Source organism: Mycobacterium sp. Dal123C01 (genome assembly GCF_052566995.1).
The window spans coordinates 3,635,803-3,654,448 of sequence record NZ_CP199580.1; the positions used below are offsets into that span (position 1 = coordinate 3,635,803).

The window sequence follows — 18,646 nt, forward strand, 5'->3', positions numbered from 1 at the left end:
TCCCAGGGGCTAGAAGGGTCATACGCAATGAGCACACTGCACAAGGTCAAGGCCTATTTCGGTATGGCCCCAATGGACGACTACGAAGACGAGTACTACGACGACCGCGCACCTTCTCGCGGGTTCCCCCGTGCTCGCTTTGACGACGGATATGGCGGCCGCTATGAAGGTCGCGACTACGAAGACCCACGTGGCGAAGCGCCCGAGTACGTACCGCCTGGCTACCGTGGCGGTTACCCGGAGGAGCCGCGCTACAGTCCCGTCCATCCGCGCGAGTTCGACCGGGGACCCGAGATGGCCCGGCCGCGCCTTGGGTCGTGGTTGCGCAATTCCACCCGTGGCGCCCTGGCCATGGACCCGCGCCGGATGGCGATGATGTTCGAAGAGGGGCACCCGCTGTCGAAGATCACCACGCTGCGGCCCAAGGACTACAGCGAGGCGCGCACCATCGGCGAGCGGTTCCGCGACGGAACCCCGGTGATCATGGACCTGGTGTCGATGGACAACGCCGATGCGAAACGGCTGGTTGACTTCGCGGCCGGGTTGGCGTTCGCCCTGCGCGGCTCGTTCGACAAGGTCGCGACCAAGGTGTTCCTGCTGTCGCCCGCCGACGTCGATGTGACGCCGGAAGAGCGCCGCCGGATCGCCGAAACCGGCTTCTACGCTTACCAATAAGCACGTGTACCCCGCTTGACCGCGGGGTTAGGCATCGGGCAGCAACCTGCCGATGCGGCACATCTGAGATGTCTGCCCAGCCCGAGTCGGTACTCTTGCAATGGCCGCGCTACCGCGCGGGATTGACGTCTCATCGGTAAGGTCGGGCTCTCGTTGGTGCTGTTCTTTCAGATCCTTGGGTTTGCGCTGTTCATCTTTTGGCTGCTGCTCATCGCTCGGGTCGTCGTCGAGTTCATCCGCTCGTTCAGCCGTGACTGGCATCCCACCGGCATCACCGTGGTGATCCTGGAGATCATCCTTTCGATCACTGATCCGCCGGTGAAGCTGCTGCGTCGGCTCATTCCTCAACTCACCATTGGAGCGGTCCGCTTCGATCTGTCCATCATGGTGCTACTGCTGGTCGCGTTCATTGGCATGCAGCTCGCCTTTGGTGCCGCGGCGTGAGTCGGCGGAACTGAGCGACGGTTTGGCCACGGTTTGGCCTCGGTTTGATGCGCGCGATTTGCAAATTCTAAGGATTAGGATTTTATGGCTCTTAGTGTTTCAAATAGGGTCTTATTTATTGCACTAATCGGCGACCGCCGGGTCTGGTGTGACAGGATGGGCGGCAGTTGCACAACCGCTGCCACTCCGTTCTACACTTTCCAGAACGTTTGACAGGAACTTGAGGGGACGAACAATGCCGCTTACACCAGCCGACGTCCACAATGTGGCGTTCAGTAAGCCGCCTATCGGCAAGCGCGGTTACAACGAAGACGAGGTCGACGCATTCCTCGACCTAGTAGAGAACGAGCTGACGCGGCTCATTGAAGAGAACAGCGATCTGCGCCAGCGGATCGAGGAGCTCGACCGCGAACTGGCCGCCGGTGGCGGCGCCGCTGCCGCTCCCGCCGCTGCTGTCCAGGCCGCCCCGCCGGTTCCTGTCTTCGAGCCCGAGCCGGAGCCCGAGCCGGTCAAGCCGGCACCGGTGGCGGCTCCCACCGGTACCAACGAAGAGCAGGCGCTGAAGGCCGCTCGGGTGCTGAGCCTGGCCCAGGACACCGCCGACCGGCTGACCAGCAACGCTCAGGCCGAGTCGGACAAGCTGCTTTCCGATGCTCGGTCGAACGCCGACCAGATCCTCACCGAGGCCCGGCAAACCGCCGAATCCACGGTCACCGACGCCCGGCAGCGCGCCGACGCGATGCTCTCCGACGCCCAAACCCGTTCGGAGACGCAGTTGCGTCAAGCCCAGGAGAAGGCCGACGCCCTGCAGGCCGACGCCGAACGCAAGCACTCCGAGATCATGGGGACCATCAACCAGCAGCGCACCGTGCTGGAAGGCCGTCTCGAACAGCTGCGCACGTTCGAACGCGAATACCGCACCCGGCTCAAGACCTACCTCGAGTCCCAGCTTGAGGAACTCGGCCAGCGCGGATCGGCGGCTCCCGTCGACTCGAGCGCGGATTCCGGTTCGTTCGAGCAATTCAATCGGGGTAACAACTAGCCGGGAGTGGTGCCGGACCCATGTTCGGCACACAATGTGCACTGGACCTGGTAGTCCCGCCCGTCGGCTGGAGGATGACCGATGCTGATCATTGCCCTGGTACTCGCCCTGATCGGGCTTGTCGCACTGGTGTTCGCCGTTGTCACCAGCAATGAGCTGGTGGCATGGGTGTGCATCGGCGCCAGCATCCTGGGTGTCGTGCTGCTGATCGTCGATGCACTGCAGGAACGGCAGCGACGTGACGAAGGCCACGAGGAACCACCGGCCGAGAATGACGCTGAGGCCGTCGACTACCCCGAAGAAACCCCGGACGAGAGCGCCGAGGACACCACCGCTGTCGAAACGTCGGCCAACGACGAAACGACCGAGGAGTCGACGGTAGCGGCCGAAACCGGCGGCGACGACTCGGCCAAGTAGCGGCCCACGCCGAGTAGCGCGGGCTCAGCGCGTCGGCGTATTGAGCAGCTCGCGTACTTCATCGTCACTGACCTGGTGAAAGTCGCCGTAAACCTGACCCACGGCCTCGAACCCTGGCGGCATGGTCGTACACACGACGTCGTCAGCCACTTGTGCGAGTTCGCGGCAGACGGACTGCGGCCCGACTGGGACGGCAACGACGATCGAGTGCGGCCCGCCGGTCCGGATCGCCCGGACGGCGGCGAGCATGCTGGCGCCGGTGGCGATGCCGTCGTCGACCAGGATCACGATCTTGCCGCGCGGGTCGGCGACTGGGCGCCCACCCCGATACGCCTGCTCGCGTCGCGCCAGCTCGACCGTCTCGCTGTCGATTACCTCGCGCACCTGCTCGTCGGTGATGTGCAGGCCGGAAACCACGCTGTCGTTCATCACCACGCCGCCGCCGCTGGCCAGCGCGCCCATCGCGAGCTCCGACCAGCGCGGCACCCCGAGCTTGCGGACCAGGAACACATCCAGGGCGGCGTGCAGCGCCGAGGCGATCTCCCAGGCGACCGGAAGGCCACCGCGCGCCAGCCCGAGCACGAGTACGTTGTCCTTGCCGCGGTAGGCCGTGAGCTGGTCGGCCAGCACGCGACCGGCCTCGTGACGGTCGCGGAAGGTTCGTGTCGCCGTTCGGCGGAGGAAGCCGTTCCGTGGGTTCATTGGTCGCGCTCCAGCCTACGTGCCTGCGTCCACCTTACGCCGGAGCCCAGGTCCCTCTGATGAATCGGCGAGAGCCAAATCGAATATCACTGTCCATCAAGCGAATTGGCCGACCAGAGACAAGCCATCGCAGCCGCCAATACACTGCTCTGATGACTTACGTTGCCATGCGTGTGATGAACCCGGAGCGTTGCGATGTCGCCTGATCAGGACGCGACGTCACTCGAAGTCGACTTGGCCGTCGTCGGCTTCGGTAAGGGTGGCAAGACGTTGGCGGCCGCACTGGGGAAGCGTGGCTGGCGGGTGGTCATGATCGAGCAATCGCCGCTCATGTACGGCGGCACGTGCATCAACATCGGTTGCGTCCCTACGAAATCGATGGTGTTCCGCTCCGAGCACCTCGACGCGGCAACAGCCCATCCGGACTGCTACCACGAGGCCGTCATCGCCACCGGGCGGTTGACCGCGTCATTGCGCGACATCAACTACGCGACCCTCGATCATATTGACGGGGTTACGGTCTTGACCGGCCACGCGCGATTCGCCGATTCTCATGTGTTGAGCGTCGAAACCGTTGCCGGACAGTCCATTACCGTGACCGCCACATGGGTCGTGGTCGGCACCGGCTCGCGTCCAGTACTGCCTCCGGTTCCCGGACTGGCCGACACAGCCGGTGTGTACACGAGCACCGATCTGCTCACCAAGGCAGAACTCCCGCGGCGGCTGACGGTGCTGGGCGGTGGCTATGTCGGTCTGGAGTTTGCGGCCATGTACGCCGCTTATGGGTCGCAGGTGTTGGTCCTCGAACGCGGCCCGCGGGTGCTACGCGGCGAAGACGACGATGTCGCCGATTGCGCCCGCGACGTACTCGTCGGGGGCGGGATCGAAATCATTACGTCTGCGGTGGTCACCTCCGTGTCCGGCAACGGTGACAGCGACGCGACCGTTTCGTACCAGGTCGACGGGGTCGCACATGCTGTTGAAGCGGACGCGATCTTGGTGGCGTTGGGACGAGAACCCGTCACCGACGGACTCGGCTTGGAAGCCGCAGGAGTTGAGACGACGGCCACCGGCGCGATTGTCGTCGACAGCCACCTGCGCAGCAGTCAGTCCCATATCTTCGCCGTCGGCGATGTCAACGGGGGACCGCAGTTCACCTACATCTCGCTCGATGACTACCGCGTGGTGCTCTCGCAGCTGGCAGGCGATGGCAAACGCAGCACCGCGACGCGCGCAGCTGTGCCGTACACGCTGTTCATGACACCGCCGCTGGCACGGGTCGGCCTTACCGAAAAGGCGGCCCGGGAAACACATGACGTCAAGGTCGCCGCGATGCGTGTCTCCGACATGGCGACGATGCCGCGTGCGCGGATCGTTGGTCAGGATGCCGGCATGATGAAGGTCGTTGTCGACGCTGCCAGCGACAAGATCCTCGGAGCGGCGCTGCTGTCCTACGATTCGCATGAAGTCATCAATACGGTGGCACTGGCGATCCGCCACGGCATTGCCGCCACAGAGCTACGGGATTCGATCTACACCCACCCGTCGATGACCGAGGGGTTCAACAGTCTCCTAGCGGCGCTTTAGGGCGATCCGGGGCCGGCCCTTACTTCATCGCGGCGACGATTTCGTCGGTGCGAGCCACCGCGTGGGCCAAAAATGCGTAGTTCACCAGCGCCGCCTGGTAGCCGTCACCATGGGTCGGGTGCCGCGGCCCCGCCGTAGCGTCGCGAACGACAGCCACCTCGAAACCCTGCTCGAGCAGATCGCGTAGGTGCGATTCCACGCAGATGTTGGCGAGCATCCCGCACAAGACGACCTTGTTGATCCGCCGTTTACGCAGCTGCAGGACAAGGTCGTTGGTTTGCGGGCCCCACACCTTGTGCGGGCTGGCGACCACGGTTGCCGAGTCCTCGATGAACGGCTTGAGCTCATCGAGCCAGTCAGCACCGGATGCGGTGAACCCGTCCAGGCTCAGCGCGCCAACGCGGGCAAAAGTGTTGGTAGAGAGCTCATCCGATTCGAGTGGGCCGTTGAAGAGCCAGGTGTGGTCGGATGGATAGAAGTAGTGCGGCGAGATGAACACCGCGAAGCCGTGCGCCTTGGCGGCCGTGAAGATTTCGATCAGGTGCTCGACTGTTCGGTTCTCGGTGACGCTGGCTTGCAGGACAGCCCAGTTCTTGCCACTGGGGCTCAGGACGTCGTTCTGTGGGTCGATGACAACGACAGCGGTGTCGGTGGGGTCGTATTTCACCACCCGACTTCATCACAATTGTGTCCGAGGGGGGACTTGAACCCCCACGCCCATTAGTAGGGCACTAGCACCTCAAGCTAGCGCGTCTGCCATTCCGCCACTCGGACAAGACCAACCAGAGTTGGCAGCTAAGGCTAGCGGATCGGTCCGCGCGCACCCAACTTAGCTCGCCGACGATGTGGCCCCAGGGTTCCGCTGCCCGAGCCGGGTAACCCGGGCAGTGGTAGGAAAGGTGGTTGTGACAGTTGAGACCGAAGTTCCCGACAATCCGAGCGACGATGTGGTCGAAGTTGTCAGCAGGTTGATCCGGTTCGACACCACCAACACCGGTGAACCCGAGACCACCCAGGGCGAGGCCGAATGCGCGCTCTGGGTCGCCGAGCAGCTCGCCGAGGTTGGCTATCAGCCCCAATATCTGGAATCCGGCGGACCCGGGCGGGGCAATGTGTTCGTCCGCCTCAAGGGCGCGGACAGTTCGCGTGGCGCGCTGCTGATCCACGGGCATCTCGACGTGGTGCCGGCCGAACCGGCCGATTGGAGCGTGCACCCGTTTTCCGGCGCGGTCGAGGACGGTTATGTCTGGGGCCGCGGCGCGGTCGACATGAAGGACATGGTCGGCATGATGATCGTCGTCGCCCGCCAGTTGAAGCGGGAGGGCATCGTGCCGCCACGCGATTTGGTGTTCGCGTTTGTGGCCGACGAGGAGCACGGTGGCCGCTACGGGTCGCACTGGCTGGTCGACAATCGTCCCGAGCTGTTCGACGGCGTCACCGAGGCGATCGGCGAAGTGGGTGGCTTCTCGCTGACCGTGCCGCGCCGTGACGGCGGTGAACGCCGGCTCTACTTGATCGAGACGGCCGAGAAGGGCATGCAGTGGATGCGCCTGACCGCCCGAGGTCAGGCGGGGCACGGCTCGATGGCCAACGACCGCAACGCGGTCACCCTGCTCGCCGAAGCGGTCGCCCGGATCGGCCGGCACCAGTTTCCGCTGGTGATGACCGACACCGTCGTCGAGTTCCTGGCCGCTATCAGCGACGAGACCGGCCTGACCTTCGACACCGACTCCGCCGATGTGGAGGGGGTGATCGAAAAACTCGGCCCGATGGCTCGCATGCTGAAGGCGATCGTGCGCGACACCGCCAACCCGACGATGCTCAAAGCCGGGTACAAGGCCAACGTGATCCCCGGGAGCGCCGAGGCCGTGGTGGACTGCCGTGTGCTGCCCGGCCGCCAGGCCGCGTTCGAGGCCGAGATCGACGAGTTGCTCGGCCCGGATGTGACTCGGGAGTGGATCAGGGATTTGCCGTCCTACGAGACCACCTTCGACGGCGATCTCGTCGACGCCATGAACGCCGCGGTGCTGTCGGTCGACCCGGACGGCCGCACGGTGCCCTATATGCTTTCCGGTGGTACCGATGCGAAAGCATTCGCGCGCTTGGGAATTCGCTGCTTCGGCTTCGCCCCGCTGCGGCTGCCGCCGGAATTGGATTTCGCTGCGCTGTTCCACGGCGTCGACGAACGGGTACCCGTGGATGCGCTGAGGTTCGGCGTCGAGGTGCTGGCCCACTTCCTGACCCATTGTTAGAACGAACGCCAAACGAGAGGATCGCCCATGAGCTCACCGTCCGACCCCTATGACGCGCTGCCCAAACTGCCGTCGTTCAGCCTGACTTCAGACTCGATCACCAACGGCCAACCGCTGGCCACACCGCAGATCAGCGGCATCCTGGGCGCCGGGGGAGAAGACGTCAGCCCGCAGCTGAGCTGGTCGGGGTTCCCCGAGGAAACCCGCAGCTTCACGGTCAGCGTCTATGACCCCGACGCCCCGACGCTGTCCGGGTTCTGGCACTGGGCGGTGGCCAACCTGCCGGTCGACGTCACCGAGCTGCCCGAGGATGCCGGAGACGGTCGTGAGCTACCCGGCGGGGCGCAGCAGCTGGTCAACGACGCCGGCATGCGTCGCTACGTCGGCGCCGCGCCGCCGCCCGGACACGGTGCGCATCGTTACTACGTCGCGGTGCACGCCGTCGACGTCGACAAACTCGACCTCAGCGAGGACGCCAGCCCCGCGTTCCTCGGTTTCAACCTGTTCCAGCACGCGATCGCGCGGGCTTACCTCCACGGCACCTACGAGCAGACCTGAGCGGAGTCGTTCCGACCCCATTGGCTTTCGGCTCCGAATCAATGTCGTGAAACCTCGCGCGTGTGTGCTCGTCCTGCCGGGCGGCAGGGTGCGCAGTGACGAGGCTTCCCGGTGGTGGCAGTTGGCCAACGTCCGGATGATGCTGGTCGCCGCCGCGTTGCGGCGCCGGCTGGGCCGCGACGTCGAGGTGCGACGTGTCCAGTACCGCGTCCGCGGGTGGAACAGTCCGCGTTACGACGCGGTCACCGACGCCAGCGCGGCGCTCGAGGCTGTCCGCCACCGGTTCGATCCGAAAAGCATTGTCTTGGTTGGCCATTCGATGGGCGGTCGAGTCGCGGCGCGGCTGGCCGCGGGGGGACAGGTCGGCGCGCTGGTCGCGCTGGCGCCGTACTGGCCCCGCAGTGACGTTGACCTGATTCCGGCATCGACCCGGTTGCTGGTCGTGCACGGCACCGCCGATACCCGCACCGACCCGGACAGCTCACGCATCCAGACGTGGCGGGCCCGGCAGCGTGGGCTCGATGCGCACTGGGTAGGCATCGAGGGGGTGGGCCATTTCATGGTGCGGCGGATGGGTGAATGGCACCGGCGCACCACGGATTTCGTCGCCGAATATCTTCAGTGCTGAGCGCCCTGACGGAAATCAGTAAGTGTTCAACATCGGACACATTTGCTTGAGCCAGTTGGCAATTGAGGTGCGATTAGCGTCGAGAGTGGCATCGCTGGGTTGGGCGCCTACCGTGGTGACGAAATGCTCGATCGCGGCTTTAACCGGGTCGGGAGGGCTGTACTTCTCTAGCGTGTCGGCAGCCTTGCGGGCGCTCTCCGGTTTCGACGCGAGCATGAGGTCGTCTTTGGCGCTGCCAAGGTCGTAACACGTGGACGTGTCGGGCGGCTCGGCGTTCGCCGTGCCACTCACGCAACCCGCAACAACCACGGCGATGGCAGTCGTTCCGACAATCGTCAATCGGTTGAATCGCACCGGAGGTCTCCTTGGGGAGGATCGATTGTGGTGCGGTCACCATACAGTTATCGCCGGCGCGCAGAACGGCGAATTAGCAGACCGTTCGTAGCCAACATCGTTTCCAAAATCGCAATAGGTATGCGGCGATTGCTTATCCGTGAAACGCAAAATTGCGCGCCGCCGGAGAAGAAGGTGCGGCCTAGGCCGGCGGGGTGTCCGGGTTGCCCGCCGCCGACCCGACCGCCGCGCTCAGTGACGCGAACCCGCCGTCATGGAGTCGCCTCGCGAGGCCGTCGTGAATGTGCTTGGGCCACAAGCCGCCTCCATAGATGAAGCCGGTATAGCCCTGCAGCAGTGACGCTCCCGCGGTGATCCGCTCCCATGCGTCGTCGGCGGTTTCGATGCCTCCGACGCTGACCAGCACCAGGCGATCGCCGACCCGGTCGTAGAGCCGGCGCAGCACCTGCGCTGCGCGGAGCGCCACCGGCGGCCCGGAGATGCCGCCCGGGCCGAGCTCGTCGACCCCCGGTGTGCGCAGGCCATCGCGCGACACCGTGGTGTTGGTCGCGACGATGCCGGCCAGGCCCAGCTCGACGGCCAGGTCGGCGATGTCGTCGACGTCGGTATCGGAGACGTCCGGGGCGATTTTCACCAGCACGGGTACCGACGTTTCGGCGAGAACGGCCGACAGGATGGGCCGCAGCGACTCGACCGCCTGCAGATCACGCAGCCCCGGCGTGTTCGGCGAGCTGACGTTGACCACCAGATACGACGCCAGCGGGGCGACCAGCCGGGCGCTGGCCCGGTAGTCCTCGACCGCCTCGGCGGCCGGTGTCGTCTTGGTCTTGCCGATGTTCACCCCGATCGGCACGTCGGGGTGGTGGCGGGCAAGACGGGTGGCCAGCGCCCCGGCCCCGTGATTGTTGAACCCCATCCGATTGAGCAAAGCCCGATCCTCGGGCAGCCGGAACAAGCGCGGAGCCGGGTTGCCGGGCTGTGGGTGCGCGGTGACGGTGCCGACCTCCGCGTACCCGAAACCCAGGGCGCCCCAGGTGGACAATCCCATACCGTCCTTGTCGAATCCGGCGGCCAGCCCCAGCGGTGCGGGGAAGCGCACGCCGAACACCGTGCTGGCCAACATCGGATCGGCCGGGCCCAATAGCCGGTGCAGCAGCCGCCGCAGTACGGCGGCGGCGGTGGCGCCGCGCAGGACGGCGAAAACCAGCGTGTGAATGCGTTCCGGCGGGATCAGAAAAAACAGCGGGCGCAGCAGGCCGTACCCGCGAAGACCGCCTTGGCGTCCGGCGTCCGCCGTCACAGTTCCGGCTGATCCGGCCGACGGTCATTGAATCGAGATTTCTTGCGGCGCAACAATACCCGTCTGCTGCCATCGGTATAGAGGCGCACCCGGGTCAGCTCCCAGCCGCGATATTCAGCTTCGATGGACAACCGGATCGATGCGTTGAGCCGGGTCACTTCCGGCGGCAGGCGCAACGGCACCCACTCGTAGTCGTCGGACATCTCCGTGTCCCAGCCCGCCGGCAGCCGACTCCACCGCGACGTGGGCCCGGCACTCAATGGGTGCCCGCCGCGCGCTCGATGACCTGGACCCCGGCACCGGACCCCGACACCACGTACAAGGCGTCCGAAGCTTCGTCAAAAGCCAACGAGTTGGGTTGCTGCACAGTTGGGTAACGCACCTTTTCGACGGGAATTCCGGTTGACAGATCGTAACCAATAACCATATTCGATGCGGTTTGAGACACCCAGGCCAAACCGCGCGAGCCGGCCAATCCGTACGGGGCCTGCCGCACCGGGTAGGCCTGCCGCAAGATCAGCGGGGTCCGCGGCGAACAACAGCCGTACACCAGCAGTTCGCCGCCGCGGGTGTCGACCACCAGGACCCGGCCCACCGGATCGGCGGCCATGGTCGTCGCGCCCTCACCGGCCCGCAGCGACTGCGCGACCCGACCGTCGGCGCCGATCGTCGTCACCGAAGTCTGTCCGCGATCCAGAACCACGGTCGTATTTCCTTGTGTGACAAGCCAATCGACCCGGGCGAAGATCTTGTTGCGGTTCTCGACCGCCGCGGTGCCCGCGCCGCCGGGCTGCGGGGAAGCCAGGGTGTACACGGCGCCGTCGGCGCTGCCCAACACCAGCTTGCCGTCGGCACGGCGCGCGATCGCGGTGAAATCCACGCTCGCCGAATCGGCGACATTCACCTGGCCGATTTGGCCGGTGGACAGATCGACCACGAAGTAGCCGCCGCGGGCGGCCAGGTAGGCCGAGCCGCGGCCGTCGCCGGTCAACGCGGTCGCCGGTCCCGGCATCACGATGGCACGCGGCGCGACCTGCCCTTGACCGAACAACGTGACGCTGGCGGGCGCTCCCGCATCGGCACCGGGAGCCAGCACCACCAGCTGGTGCGTGTCGTCATCGAAGACCGAGGCCGCCACGTGGCCGGACAGCGGTCGCACCGTGCCGGCCGGATTTTGCGACACCGGCGGCGACTCGGCCGGATGCGCCGCTTCGATGGTGGGCGGGGCGGGATCGAGCGAATTCGATGAACAGCCAGCGACCAGCGCCAGCAAAATAATCAGGCCAATGAACTGGCGCTGACCAGTTCGTTTCTCGTATCTATGCCGTGATAGCAACAACCAACCTTGGCTCGGCGAACATGAAATTCACATTCTAAGGAACGGTTCCGCATCCAATGTGGCCATGTTGGCAGCCTCCGGCCGTACTGGAGAGGTATGGTCGAATTATGACCGTCATCGCTGACCGGCATACCGCGGACACAGAGTTTGCTGTCGAAGACATCTCGACAGGAATCTTTGCCAGTGGATACGGGCAAGTCGGTGATGGACGCAGTTTTTCGTTTCACATTGAGCATCTCTCCCTCGTCGTCGAAGTTTACCGGCCGCGCCTGTCCGGGCCCGTTCCGCAGGCCGAAGAGGTGGTCGCTACGGCGGTCCGCACCCTGGTCGACATCGACCTCACCGACGAGCGCAGTTTGACCGCGGCGGTGCGCGACTCGGTAGCGCGCGCGGTACCCGTCGCGCGCTAGTCGCTTCCGGTAACAGCCCGTCACACCAGGTACGGTCGTCGTCGTGACTGCGGTTTTGGCGATGTCTTGGTGGCAGGTCATCGTGTTGTCTGTGGTGCAGGGGGTGACCGAGTTTCTGCCGGTCTCGTCCTCGGGGCACCTGGCGATCGTGTCTCGGGTCTTTTTCGCCAGCGACGCCGGCGCCTCGTTCACCGCGGTGAGCCAGTTGGGCACGGAGGCCGCCGTGCTGGTCTACTTCGCCCGCGACATCTGGCGCATCCTCAAGGCCTGGTTCGCAGGCCTGGCTGTCAAGGCGCGGCGCGATCTCGACTACTGGATGGGCTGGTACGTCATCGTCGGCTCCATCCCGATCTGCGTGCTGGGCCTGTTCTTCAAGGACGAGATCCGCTCCGGGGTGCGCAACCTGTGGGTGATTGCGACGGCGATGGTGGTGTTCTCGGCGGTGATCGCGCTGGCCGAATACCTGAGCCGGCAGACCCGTCACATCGAGCAGCTGAACTGGCGCGACGCCCTGGCCGTCGGCACGGCGCAATGTCTGGCCCTGATTCCGGGCGTGTCACGATCCGGATCGACGATCAGCGCCGGGCTGTTTTTGGGACTCGATCGGGAACTGTCCGCCCGCTTCGGCTTCCTGCTGGCCATTCCCGCGGTGTTCGCCTCGGGGTTGTTCTCGCTCCCGGACGCCTTTCATCCGGTCACCTCGGGCATGAGTGCCACCGGCCCGCAGCTGCTGGTGTCCACCCTGATCGCGTTCGTCATCGGTCTCAGCGCAGTGGCCTGGTTCCTGCGGTTTTTGGTGCGGCACAGCATGTACTGGTTCGTGGGCTACCGGGTGGTGGCCGGAACCGTCGTACTGATCCTGCTGGCGAATGGAACGGTGGCCGCGACGTGACCGTCATCCTGCTACGCCACGGCCGCTCGACCTCGAACACCGCGGGCACACTGGCCGGCCGCTCCGAGGGTGTCGACCTCGACGACAAGGGCCGCGAGCAGGCCGTCGGGCTGATCGACCGCATCGGCGACCTGCCGATCCGCGCGGTCATCACGTCGCCGCTGCTGCGCTGCCGGCGCACGGTCGAGCCGCTGGCCGAGGCGCTATGCCTAGAGCCGCTCGTCGAAGACCGGCTCGCCGAGGTGGACTACGGGGAGTGGACCGGCCGCAAGATCGGCGAGCTGGCCAAGGAGCCGCTGTGGCGGGTGGTGCAGGCCCATCCCAGTGCGGCGGTGTTTCCCGGCGGGGAGGGGCTGGCACAGGTGCAGGCGCGCGCCGTGTTCGCCGTCCGCGAACACGACCGGCGGCTCAGCGACGAGCACGGCGGTGACGCCCTGTGGGTGGCTTGTACTCACGGTGATGTCATCAAGGCATTGATCGCCGACGCGTACGGCATACACCTGGACGGCTTCCAGCGCGTCACGGCCGACCCGGCGTCGGTGAGTGTCATTCGTTACACCCCGTTGCGGCCGTTCGTGTTACACGTCAACCACACCGGTGGGCGGCTGGCCGCCGCGTTGCGGGCCGGACCCCCACCCAAGAGCGAGGCCGAAAGCGACAAACCGGAAGAGCCGCAACAAGAATCGACCGGGGCGGCATCATCGAGCGACGCGGTGGTCGGGGGATCCACAGATTAATACGGGCAATTTCTGATGCGGAGCCCTGGATCGAATCGCGTTGCGACGGCAACAGCCGGTATTTTGGAGGTGCCATGCCTCGTGCAATCCATGTATTCCGTACACCCGACCGCTTCGTGGCCGGGACCGTTGGTCAGCCCGGAAACCGCACCTTCTACATCCAAGCGGTGGGCGATTCCCGGGTGGTCTCGGTGGTGTTGGAGAAGCAACAGGTCGCGGTGCTTGCCGAACGCATCGGCGCGCTGCTGCTCGAGGTGAATCGCCGGTTCGGCACACCCGTCCCGCCCGAGCCCGCCGAGGTCGATGACCTCAACCCACTCGTTACGCCGGTCGATGCGGAGTTCCGGGTGGGAACCATGGGCCTGGGCTGGGACTCGGAAGCCCAGACCGTGGTGGTCGAACTCCTGGCGGTCACCGACGCCGAGTTCGACGCCTCGGTGGTGCTCGACGACACCGACGAAGGTCCGGACGCGGTGCGGGTGTTTTTAACCCCGGAGTCGGCGCGACAGTTCGCCACCCGATCCAATCGCGTGATCTCGGCGGGACGCCCGCCATGCCCCTTGTGCGACGAACCGCTGGACCCTGCGGGCCACATCTGCGCGCGCACCAACGGCTACAAGCGCAGCGCGCTGCTCGGGCTCAACGATGACCCCCAGGAATAACGAGAATGACGAACACGAGGTCTTGCGGAACGGCGAGCTGACGGTTCTCGGACGGATCCGCTCGGCCAGCAACGCCACCTTCCTGTGCGAGTCCACGCTGGGGGAGAGCAGCGTGCACTGCGTGTACAAGCCGACCTCCGGTGAGCAGCCGCTCTGGGACTTCCCCGACGGGACGCTCGCCGGCCGCGAACTCGCCGCGTATCTGGTGTCGAAGCAATTGGGTTGGAACATCGTGCCTTACACGATCATTCGCCACGGTCCGGCAGGGCCGGGCATGCTGCAGCTGTGGGTGCAGCAGCCCGGCGACGCGGTGGACTCGGCTCCCACGCCGTGGCCCGACCTGGTCGATCTGTTTCCCGCCGACAAAATTGAGCCGGGTTATCTGCCGGTGCTGCGGGCCCACGACTACGCCGGCGACGAGGTCATCCTGATGCACGCCGACGACATTCGCTTGTGGCGGATGGCGGTGTTCGATGTGCTGATCAACAACGCCGATCGCAAGGGTGGGCACGTCCTGCGCGACCTCGACGGCCACATCTTCGGGGTTGACCACGGCGTGAGCCTGCACGTCGAGAACAAGCTGCGCACCGTGCTGTGGGGATGGGCCGGCAAGCCGATCGACGCTAAGACCCTGAAGGCCGTCGCCGGCCTGGCCGACGCCCTTTGTGCCGATCTCGGCGACGTGCTGGCCGGGCAGATCACCCAGGCGGAGATCGCGGCGCTGCGCCAGCGGGCGCACACCCTGCTGGACAACCCGGTGATGCCTGTCCCGAATCGGCATCGCCCCATTCCCTGGCCCGCGTTTTAGGGTCCGGCATCTCCGTCGGCGATACTGAAGCGGTGAACCCCGCTGCCGACGAGATGACTGATGCCGCATTGGCCGCCGATCTCGCCGCCGACGCGGGGGAGTTGCTGCTGAAAGTGCGCGAGGAGATCGGTTTCGGTCATCCCTGGATGCTCGGCGACGCGGGCGACAGCTTGGCCAATGAGCTGATCCTGCGGCGGCTGCGGGCCGAACGTCCCGACGACGCGGTGCTCAGCGAGGAAGCCCACGACGATCTCGAGCGCCTCAACCATGACCGGGTGTGGATCATCGACCCGGTGGACGGCACCCGCGAGTTCTCCACGCCGGGGCGTGACGACTGGGCAGTACACATCGCGCTGTGGCAGCGCCCCACCGATGGCCAGCGCGAAATCACCGATGCGGCAGTCTCTTTGCCCGCTCGGGACAACATCGTTTATCGCAGTGACACCGTGACCGACAGCCAGGCGCGGGTCGGTGTTCCGCACACGTTGCGGATCGCCGTCAGCGCCACCCGGCCACCGGCCGTGCTGCACCGCATGCGGCAGAACCTGGCGATCCAGCCGGTGGCGATCGGTTCGGCGGGGGCCAAGGCGATGGCCATCATCGACGGCGATGTCGACGCCTATTTGCATGCCGGCGGGCAATGGGAATGGGATTCGGCGGCGCCGGTCGGTGTGGTGATGGCCGCGGGTATGCACGCGTCGCGGCTGGACGGCTCCCCGATGCGCTACAACCAGCCCGACCCGTACCTGCCCGACTTCGTGATGTGTCGTGCGGAGGTGGCGCCCATCCTGCTCGGCGCCATCCGCGACGCGTGGCGCTGACCGGCGACCGTTACCGGCCCAGGCGCCGTCGCCAGTCTTTGGCCGACAGCACTCTGACCATCGCTTCGACGAAGGTGCCCTTCTTGCGGCTGTAGGGGTACCAGAGCAGTTCCTTTTTCATCGCGACTCGCTCGGCGACGATGCTTTTCTGGCGGCAATATTTGCGGATGCCGTCCGCGCCACCGGAGCGCGAACCCAGCCCCGACTCCTTCCATCCGGGCATGGGGACCCCGAACTGCAGCAGGCCGGTGATGACGTTGTTGATGTTCACTGTCCCGGTATTCATTTGCCGCGCAATGGTATTTGCTTTGTCCGTATCTCGTGTCCACACGCTGCCGGACAGCCCGAGATTGGAGTCGTTGGCCTTCTCGATCGCCTCCGCGACATCGCGCACCTTCATGACCGGCAGGGTCGGACCGAAGGTCTCCTCGCGCATGCAGTCCATGTTGTGATCGACGTCGACCAATACCGTCGGCTCATAGAACAGGCCCCCGCCGGCGGGATCGCTCGACTTGCCGCCGACGAGGACCTTCGCGCCCTTACTGACCGCGTCGTCGACATGGCGGGACACAATCGCCAGCTGCTGCTCGGTGGTCAGCGACCCGACCTCGCACGAGTAGTCGTGTTCGGCGTCCATGCCCTGACGCAGCTGAGATGTCTTGGCCACCAACTTGTTCACGAACTCGTCGTAGACCGGCTCCTCGACGTAGATCCGCTCCACCGAGATGCAGACCTGGCCGGTATAGAAGAACCCTCCCCAGACCGCGCCGTCGACCGCCCGGTCAATGTCGGCATCGGCGCACACGATCATCGCGTCCTTGCCCCCGAGCTCCAGGCTGCACGGGATCAACCGCTGCGCGGCCGCGACGGCGATCCGGCGTCCGGTACCGACTGAGCCGGTGAACATCACGTAATCGACGACATCGACCAGGGCTGCACCGGTTTCGCCGAAACCGAACACGGCGTCGAGCACGTCGGGCGCACCGACTTGCTTCCAGCCTTCGACCGCAATCTGCCATGCCAGTGGGGTGATCTCCGAGGGCTTGGACAACACGGCGCAGCCGGCCATCAACGCCGCGGGTACGTCGAGCAGCGGCACCGACAGCGGACCGTTCCACGGGGTGATGACCCCGACAAGGGGATAGGGCTCGTAGACGATGGTCAGCTTCTTGGCCGCGTTGGCGGCGCCGTACGGGCGTACCGGCTGGTCGGCCAGAAATTCGGCAGCCTTGTCGGTCCACTAGTTGATGATCTGCACCGCGGCGATCTCGACACCGGTGTCGCCCCAGGACTTGCCCGTTTCGAGTTGGAGCGGGGTCAAGACTTCGTCGCGATGGTCGAGCATCCAGTCGCGCCACTTGCCCAGCCACTTCGCCCGGCCCGCGACTCCCATTTGCTGCCACGCCGGTTGTGCCGCCCGCAGCCGGTCGGCTATCACCCTGACTTCGTCGACCGTGGATACCGGGACGCTGCCGACGATTTCGCCGGTGGCCGGGCACTTGACCACTACTTTCTGACGGGCCGGTGTGCCAGCCGGGCTCGTTCGATCCATGGTGTCAATCGACATCGCAATCACCTCAGCCGCGGGCGATCATGGAAGTTGCCCGGTAAGGGCCAGCAAACCACAGATGTCACGGTGGCGATAGCGTTCGCGGTGCTCACGACGCAGGGCTATTCCGCCCTGCGTCGTCGTCACGCCTAGGTTGATTGCCCGCCTCCTCAGCGGGCCGTTCCGGCCCGCATCGTCACCGGGCCTAAAGTCGAAGCATGCAATCGTGGCCTTCCGCACAGGTTCCGGTGATGCCCGGACGCGGCCCGGAGCTACGGCTGTACGACACCTCCGATCGCCAGGTCCGCCCGGTGGCGGCGGGGTCGACCGCGACCATGTACGTCTGCGGGATCACGCCATACGACGCCACCCACTTGGGCCACGCGGCTACCTATCTGGCGTTCGATCTGATTCACCGGCTGTGGCTGGATCTGGGCCACGACGTCCACTACGTGCAGAACGTCACCGACGTCGACGACCCGCTGTTCGAGCGGGCCAAGCGTGACGGCATCGACTGGCGTGAGCTCGGCGATCGCGAGGTGGCGCTGTTCCGCGAGGACATGGCCGCGCTGCGGGTGTTGCCGCCACGCGAGTATGTCGGGGCGACCGAAGCCATAGCCGAAGTGGTGGAGCTCGTCGAAAAGATGCTCGCGTCGGGGGCGGCATACGTCATCGACCCGGAAGTAGGGGAATATCCGGACGTCTACTATCGCGCGGACGCGACGCCGCAGTTCGGCTACGAATCGGGGTATGACCGCGAGACCATGCTGCGACTGTTCGCCGAGCGCGGTGGCGACCCGGACCGCGCGGGCAAGACCGACGAACTCGACGCACTGTTGTGGCGGGCCGAACGGCCCGGGGAGCCCAGTTGGCCGTCACCGTTCGGCCCGGGCCGGCCCGGCTGGCACGTCGAATGCGCGGCGATCGCGCTCAGCCGCATCGGCAGCGGCCTGGACATTCAGGGTGGCGGCACCGACCTGATCTTCCCGCACCACGAGTTCACCGCCGCGCACGCCGAATGTGTAAGGGGCGAAAGACGATTCGCTCGGCACTATGTGCACGCCGGGATGATCGGCTGGGACGGGCACAAGATGTCGAAGAGTCGTGGCAACCTGGTGCTGGTGTCGGGGCTGCGCGCGCAAGGCGTCCCGCCGTCGGCAATTCGGCTTGGTCTGCTGGCCGGGCATTATCGCGCGGACCGGTCGTGGAGCCAGCAGCTGCTCGACGAGTCGGCCGCGCGGTTGCAGCGCTGGCGCACCGCGACCGCGCTGCCCGCGGGCCCGGACGCGACCGACGTCATCGCGCGGGTCCGCGGGTACCTCGCCGACGACCTCGACACTCCCAAAGCAATTGCCGCACTTGATGGTTGGACCACGGACGCGCTCGAATACGGCGGGCATGACGCGGATGCGCCGCGGCTGGTGGCCACCGCGATCGATGCGTTACTCGGGGTGGATCTGTAATCGAGG

At 65.8% G+C, this 18,646-nt stretch carries 20 protein-coding genes, 1 tRNA gene and 2 pseudogenes; 15 read left to right on the top strand and 8 right to left on the bottom strand.

Going from position 1 to position 18,646, the window contains the following annotated elements; all coding sequences use genetic code 11:
* Window positions 1–27: 27 nt before the first annotated feature.
* The 4 genes from ACTXG5_RS17155 to ACTXG5_RS17170 all read left to right on the top strand — a co-directional run bounded on the left by ACTXG5_RS17155 (window position 28) and on the right by ACTXG5_RS17170 (window position 2,578).
* Window positions 28–675: a cell division protein SepF gene (locus ACTXG5_RS17155; protein WP_445159937.1), complete on the top strand. Its 648-nt coding sequence runs from the start codon at window positions 28–30 to the stop codon at window positions 673–675.
* 153 nt (window positions 676–828) lie between these two features.
* The gene (locus ACTXG5_RS17160; RefSeq protein ID WP_313863121.1) at window positions 829–1,119 is read left to right on the top strand and encodes a YggT family protein; all 291 of its coding nucleotides are present in this window, start codon (window positions 829–831) and stop codon (window positions 1,117–1,119) included.
* A gap of 235 nt (window positions 1,120–1,354) precedes the next feature.
* Window positions 1,355–2,161: a DivIVA-like cell division protein Wag31 gene (gene wag31, locus ACTXG5_RS17165; RefSeq protein ID WP_445159938.1), complete on the top strand. Its 807-nt coding sequence runs from the start codon at window positions 1,355–1,357 to the stop codon at window positions 2,159–2,161.
* Window positions 2,162–2,242: 81 nt separating this feature from the next.
* Complete coding sequence (locus ACTXG5_RS17170; protein WP_445159939.1) at window positions 2,243–2,578, top strand: hypothetical protein; 336 nt, start codon at window positions 2,243–2,245, stop codon at window positions 2,576–2,578.
* Between the two features lie 24 nt (window positions 2,579–2,602).
* Here the strand turns inward: ACTXG5_RS17170 and ACTXG5_RS17175 are convergent.
* Window positions 2,603–3,286 (bottom strand): annotated as a pseudogene (locus ACTXG5_RS17175) (phosphoribosyltransferase); the annotation flags it as partial.
* A gap of 189 nt (window positions 3,287–3,475) precedes the next feature.
* On the opposite strand from ACTXG5_RS17175, the gene ACTXG5_RS17180 reads away from it, so the two are divergent.
* On the top strand, window positions 3,476–4,867 hold the full coding sequence (locus ACTXG5_RS17180; RefSeq protein WP_445159940.1) for an FAD-dependent oxidoreductase: 1,392 nt from the start codon (window positions 3,476–3,478) through the stop codon (window positions 4,865–4,867).
* Window positions 4,868–4,886: 19 nt separating this feature from the next.
* On the opposite strand, the gene ACTXG5_RS17185 is transcribed toward ACTXG5_RS17180, so the two are convergent.
* Window positions 4,887–5,534 carry a cysteine hydrolase gene (locus ACTXG5_RS17185; protein ID WP_445159941.1) on the bottom strand — a complete coding sequence of 216 codons (648 nt, stop codon included), beginning with the start codon at window positions 5,532–5,534 and terminating at the stop codon, window positions 4,887–4,889.
* Between the two features lie 21 nt (window positions 5,535–5,555).
* A tRNA-Leu gene (locus ACTXG5_RS17190) sits at window positions 5,556–5,641 on the bottom strand.
* 131 nt (window positions 5,642–5,772) lie between these two features.
* On the opposite strand from ACTXG5_RS17190, the gene ACTXG5_RS17195 reads away from it, so the two are divergent.
* Genes ACTXG5_RS17195 through ACTXG5_RS17205 form a run of 3 tightly spaced genes read left to right on the top strand, consistent with a single transcriptional unit; the run spans window position 5,773 to window position 8,305 of the window.
* A complete protein-coding gene (locus ACTXG5_RS17195) occupies window positions 5,773–7,119 on the top strand; it encodes a M20/M25/M40 family metallo-hydrolase (RefSeq protein WP_445159942.1) in 1,347 nt (448 codons plus the stop codon).
* Window positions 7,120–7,146: 27 nt separating this feature from the next.
* The gene (locus tag ACTXG5_RS17200) at window positions 7,147–7,677 is read left to right on the top strand and encodes a YbhB/YbcL family Raf kinase inhibitor-like protein (RefSeq protein ID WP_445159943.1); all 531 of its coding nucleotides are present in this window, start codon (window positions 7,147–7,149) and stop codon (window positions 7,675–7,677) included.
* Between the two features lie 46 nt (window positions 7,678–7,723).
* Window positions 7,724–8,305, top strand: coding sequence for an alpha/beta fold hydrolase (locus tag ACTXG5_RS17205; protein WP_445159944.1), 582 nt, complete (start codon window positions 7,724–7,726; stop codon window positions 8,303–8,305).
* 15 nt (window positions 8,306–8,320) lie between these two features.
* On the opposite strand, the gene ACTXG5_RS17210 is transcribed toward ACTXG5_RS17205, so the two are convergent.
* From ACTXG5_RS17210 to ACTXG5_RS17225, 4 genes are all read right to left on the bottom strand, one after another.
* On the bottom strand, window positions 8,321–8,659 hold the full coding sequence (locus ACTXG5_RS17210; protein ID WP_445159945.1) for a hypothetical protein: 339 nt from the start codon (window positions 8,657–8,659) through the stop codon (window positions 8,321–8,323).
* 181 nt (window positions 8,660–8,840) lie between these two features.
* Complete coding sequence (locus tag ACTXG5_RS17215; RefSeq protein ID WP_445159946.1) at window positions 8,841–9,959, bottom strand: quinone-dependent dihydroorotate dehydrogenase; 1,119 nt, start codon at window positions 9,957–9,959, stop codon at window positions 8,841–8,843.
* Window positions 9,956–10,162 carry a DUF5703 family protein gene (locus ACTXG5_RS17220; RefSeq protein WP_445159947.1) on the bottom strand — a complete coding sequence of 69 codons (207 nt, stop codon included), beginning with the start codon at window positions 10,160–10,162 and terminating at the stop codon, window positions 9,956–9,958. Before ACTXG5_RS17220 ends, ACTXG5_RS17215 begins: the two co-directional genes overlap by 4 nt.
* A 53-nt stretch (window positions 10,163–10,215) precedes the next feature.
* Window positions 10,216–11,295, bottom strand: a complete 1,080-nt coding sequence (locus ACTXG5_RS17225; protein WP_445159948.1) for a YncE family protein — start codon at window positions 11,293–11,295, stop codon at window positions 10,216–10,218.
* A 110-nt stretch (window positions 11,296–11,405) separates the two neighbouring features.
* On the opposite strand from ACTXG5_RS17225, the gene ACTXG5_RS17230 reads away from it, so the two are divergent.
* From ACTXG5_RS17230 to ACTXG5_RS17255, 6 genes are all read left to right on the top strand, one after another.
* Window positions 11,406–11,708, top strand: coding sequence for a hypothetical protein (locus ACTXG5_RS17230; protein ID WP_445159949.1), 303 nt, complete (start codon window positions 11,406–11,408; stop codon window positions 11,706–11,708).
* Window positions 11,709–11,769: 61 nt separating this feature from the next.
* Window positions 11,770–12,600: an undecaprenyl-diphosphate phosphatase gene (locus tag ACTXG5_RS17235; protein WP_445164469.1), complete on the top strand. Its 831-nt coding sequence runs from the start codon at window positions 11,770–11,772 to the stop codon at window positions 12,598–12,600.
* The gene (locus ACTXG5_RS17240) at window positions 12,597–13,337 is read left to right on the top strand and encodes a histidine phosphatase family protein (protein WP_445159950.1); all 741 of its coding nucleotides are present in this window, start codon (window positions 12,597–12,599) and stop codon (window positions 13,335–13,337) included. Before ACTXG5_RS17235 ends, ACTXG5_RS17240 begins: the two co-directional genes overlap by 4 nt.
* A 74-nt stretch (window positions 13,338–13,411) precedes the next feature.
* A complete protein-coding gene (locus tag ACTXG5_RS17245) occupies window positions 13,412–13,999 on the top strand; it encodes a DUF3090 domain-containing protein (protein WP_445159951.1) in 588 nt (195 codons plus the stop codon).
* A complete protein-coding gene (locus ACTXG5_RS17250) occupies window positions 13,983–14,807 on the top strand; it encodes an SCO1664 family protein (RefSeq protein ID WP_445159952.1) in 825 nt (274 codons plus the stop codon). The genes ACTXG5_RS17245 and ACTXG5_RS17250 overlap by 17 nt, the downstream gene beginning before the upstream one ends.
* Before the next feature lie 53 nt (window positions 14,808–14,860).
* The gene (locus ACTXG5_RS17255; protein ID WP_445164470.1) at window positions 14,861–15,628 is read left to right on the top strand and encodes a 3'(2'),5'-bisphosphate nucleotidase CysQ; all 768 of its coding nucleotides are present in this window, start codon (window positions 14,861–14,863) and stop codon (window positions 15,626–15,628) included.
* A gap of 10 nt (window positions 15,629–15,638) precedes the next feature.
* Here ACTXG5_RS17255 and ACTXG5_RS17260 read toward each other — a convergent pair.
* Window positions 15,639–17,195, bottom strand: a pseudogene (locus tag ACTXG5_RS17260) (aldehyde dehydrogenase family protein).
* 200 nt (window positions 17,196–17,395) lie between these two features.
* Between ACTXG5_RS17260 and mshC the strand changes: the two are divergent.
* The gene (gene mshC / locus ACTXG5_RS17265; protein WP_445159953.1) at window positions 17,396–18,640 is read left to right on the top strand and encodes a cysteine--1-D-myo-inosityl 2-amino-2-deoxy-alpha-D-glucopyranoside ligase; all 1,245 of its coding nucleotides are present in this window, start codon (window positions 17,396–17,398) and stop codon (window positions 18,638–18,640) included.
* Window positions 18,641–18,646 lie beyond the last annotated feature (6 nt).

Coding starts and splice junctions, on each gene's coding strand:
- ACTXG5_RS17155 (WP_445159937.1), top strand. CDS start 28: ATGAGCACACTGCACAAGGTCAAGGCCTATTTCGGTATGGCCCCAATG.
- wag31 (WP_445159938.1), top strand. CDS start 1,355: ATGCCGCTTACACCAGCCGACGTCCACAATGTGGCGTTCAGTAAGCCG.
- ACTXG5_RS17170 (WP_445159939.1), top strand. CDS start 2,243: ATGCTGATCATTGCCCTGGTACTCGCCCTGATCGGGCTTGTCGCACTG.
- ACTXG5_RS17180 (WP_445159940.1), top strand. CDS start 3,476: ATGTCGCCTGATCAGGACGCGACGTCACTCGAAGTCGACTTGGCCGTC.
- ACTXG5_RS17200 (WP_445159943.1), top strand. CDS start 7,147: ATGAGCTCACCGTCCGACCCCTATGACGCGCTGCCCAAACTGCCGTCG.
- ACTXG5_RS17220 (WP_445159947.1), bottom strand. CDS start 10,162: ATGTCCGACGACTACGAGTGGGTGCCGTTGCGCCTGCCGCCGGAAGTG.
- ACTXG5_RS17230 (WP_445159949.1), top strand. CDS start 11,406: ATGACCGTCATCGCTGACCGGCATACCGCGGACACAGAGTTTGCTGTC.
- ACTXG5_RS17235 (WP_445164469.1), top strand. CDS start 11,770: ATGTCTTGGTGGCAGGTCATCGTGTTGTCTGTGGTGCAGGGGGTGACC.
- ACTXG5_RS17245 (WP_445159951.1), top strand. CDS start 13,412: ATGCCTCGTGCAATCCATGTATTCCGTACACCCGACCGCTTCGTGGCC.
- ACTXG5_RS17250 (WP_445159952.1), top strand. CDS start 13,983: ATGACCCCCAGGAATAACGAGAATGACGAACACGAGGTCTTGCGGAAC.
- ACTXG5_RS17255 (WP_445164470.1), top strand. CDS start 14,861: ATGACTGATGCCGCATTGGCCGCCGATCTCGCCGCCGACGCGGGGGAG.
- mshC (WP_445159953.1), top strand. CDS start 17,396: ATGCAATCGTGGCCTTCCGCACAGGTTCCGGTGATGCCCGGACGCGGC.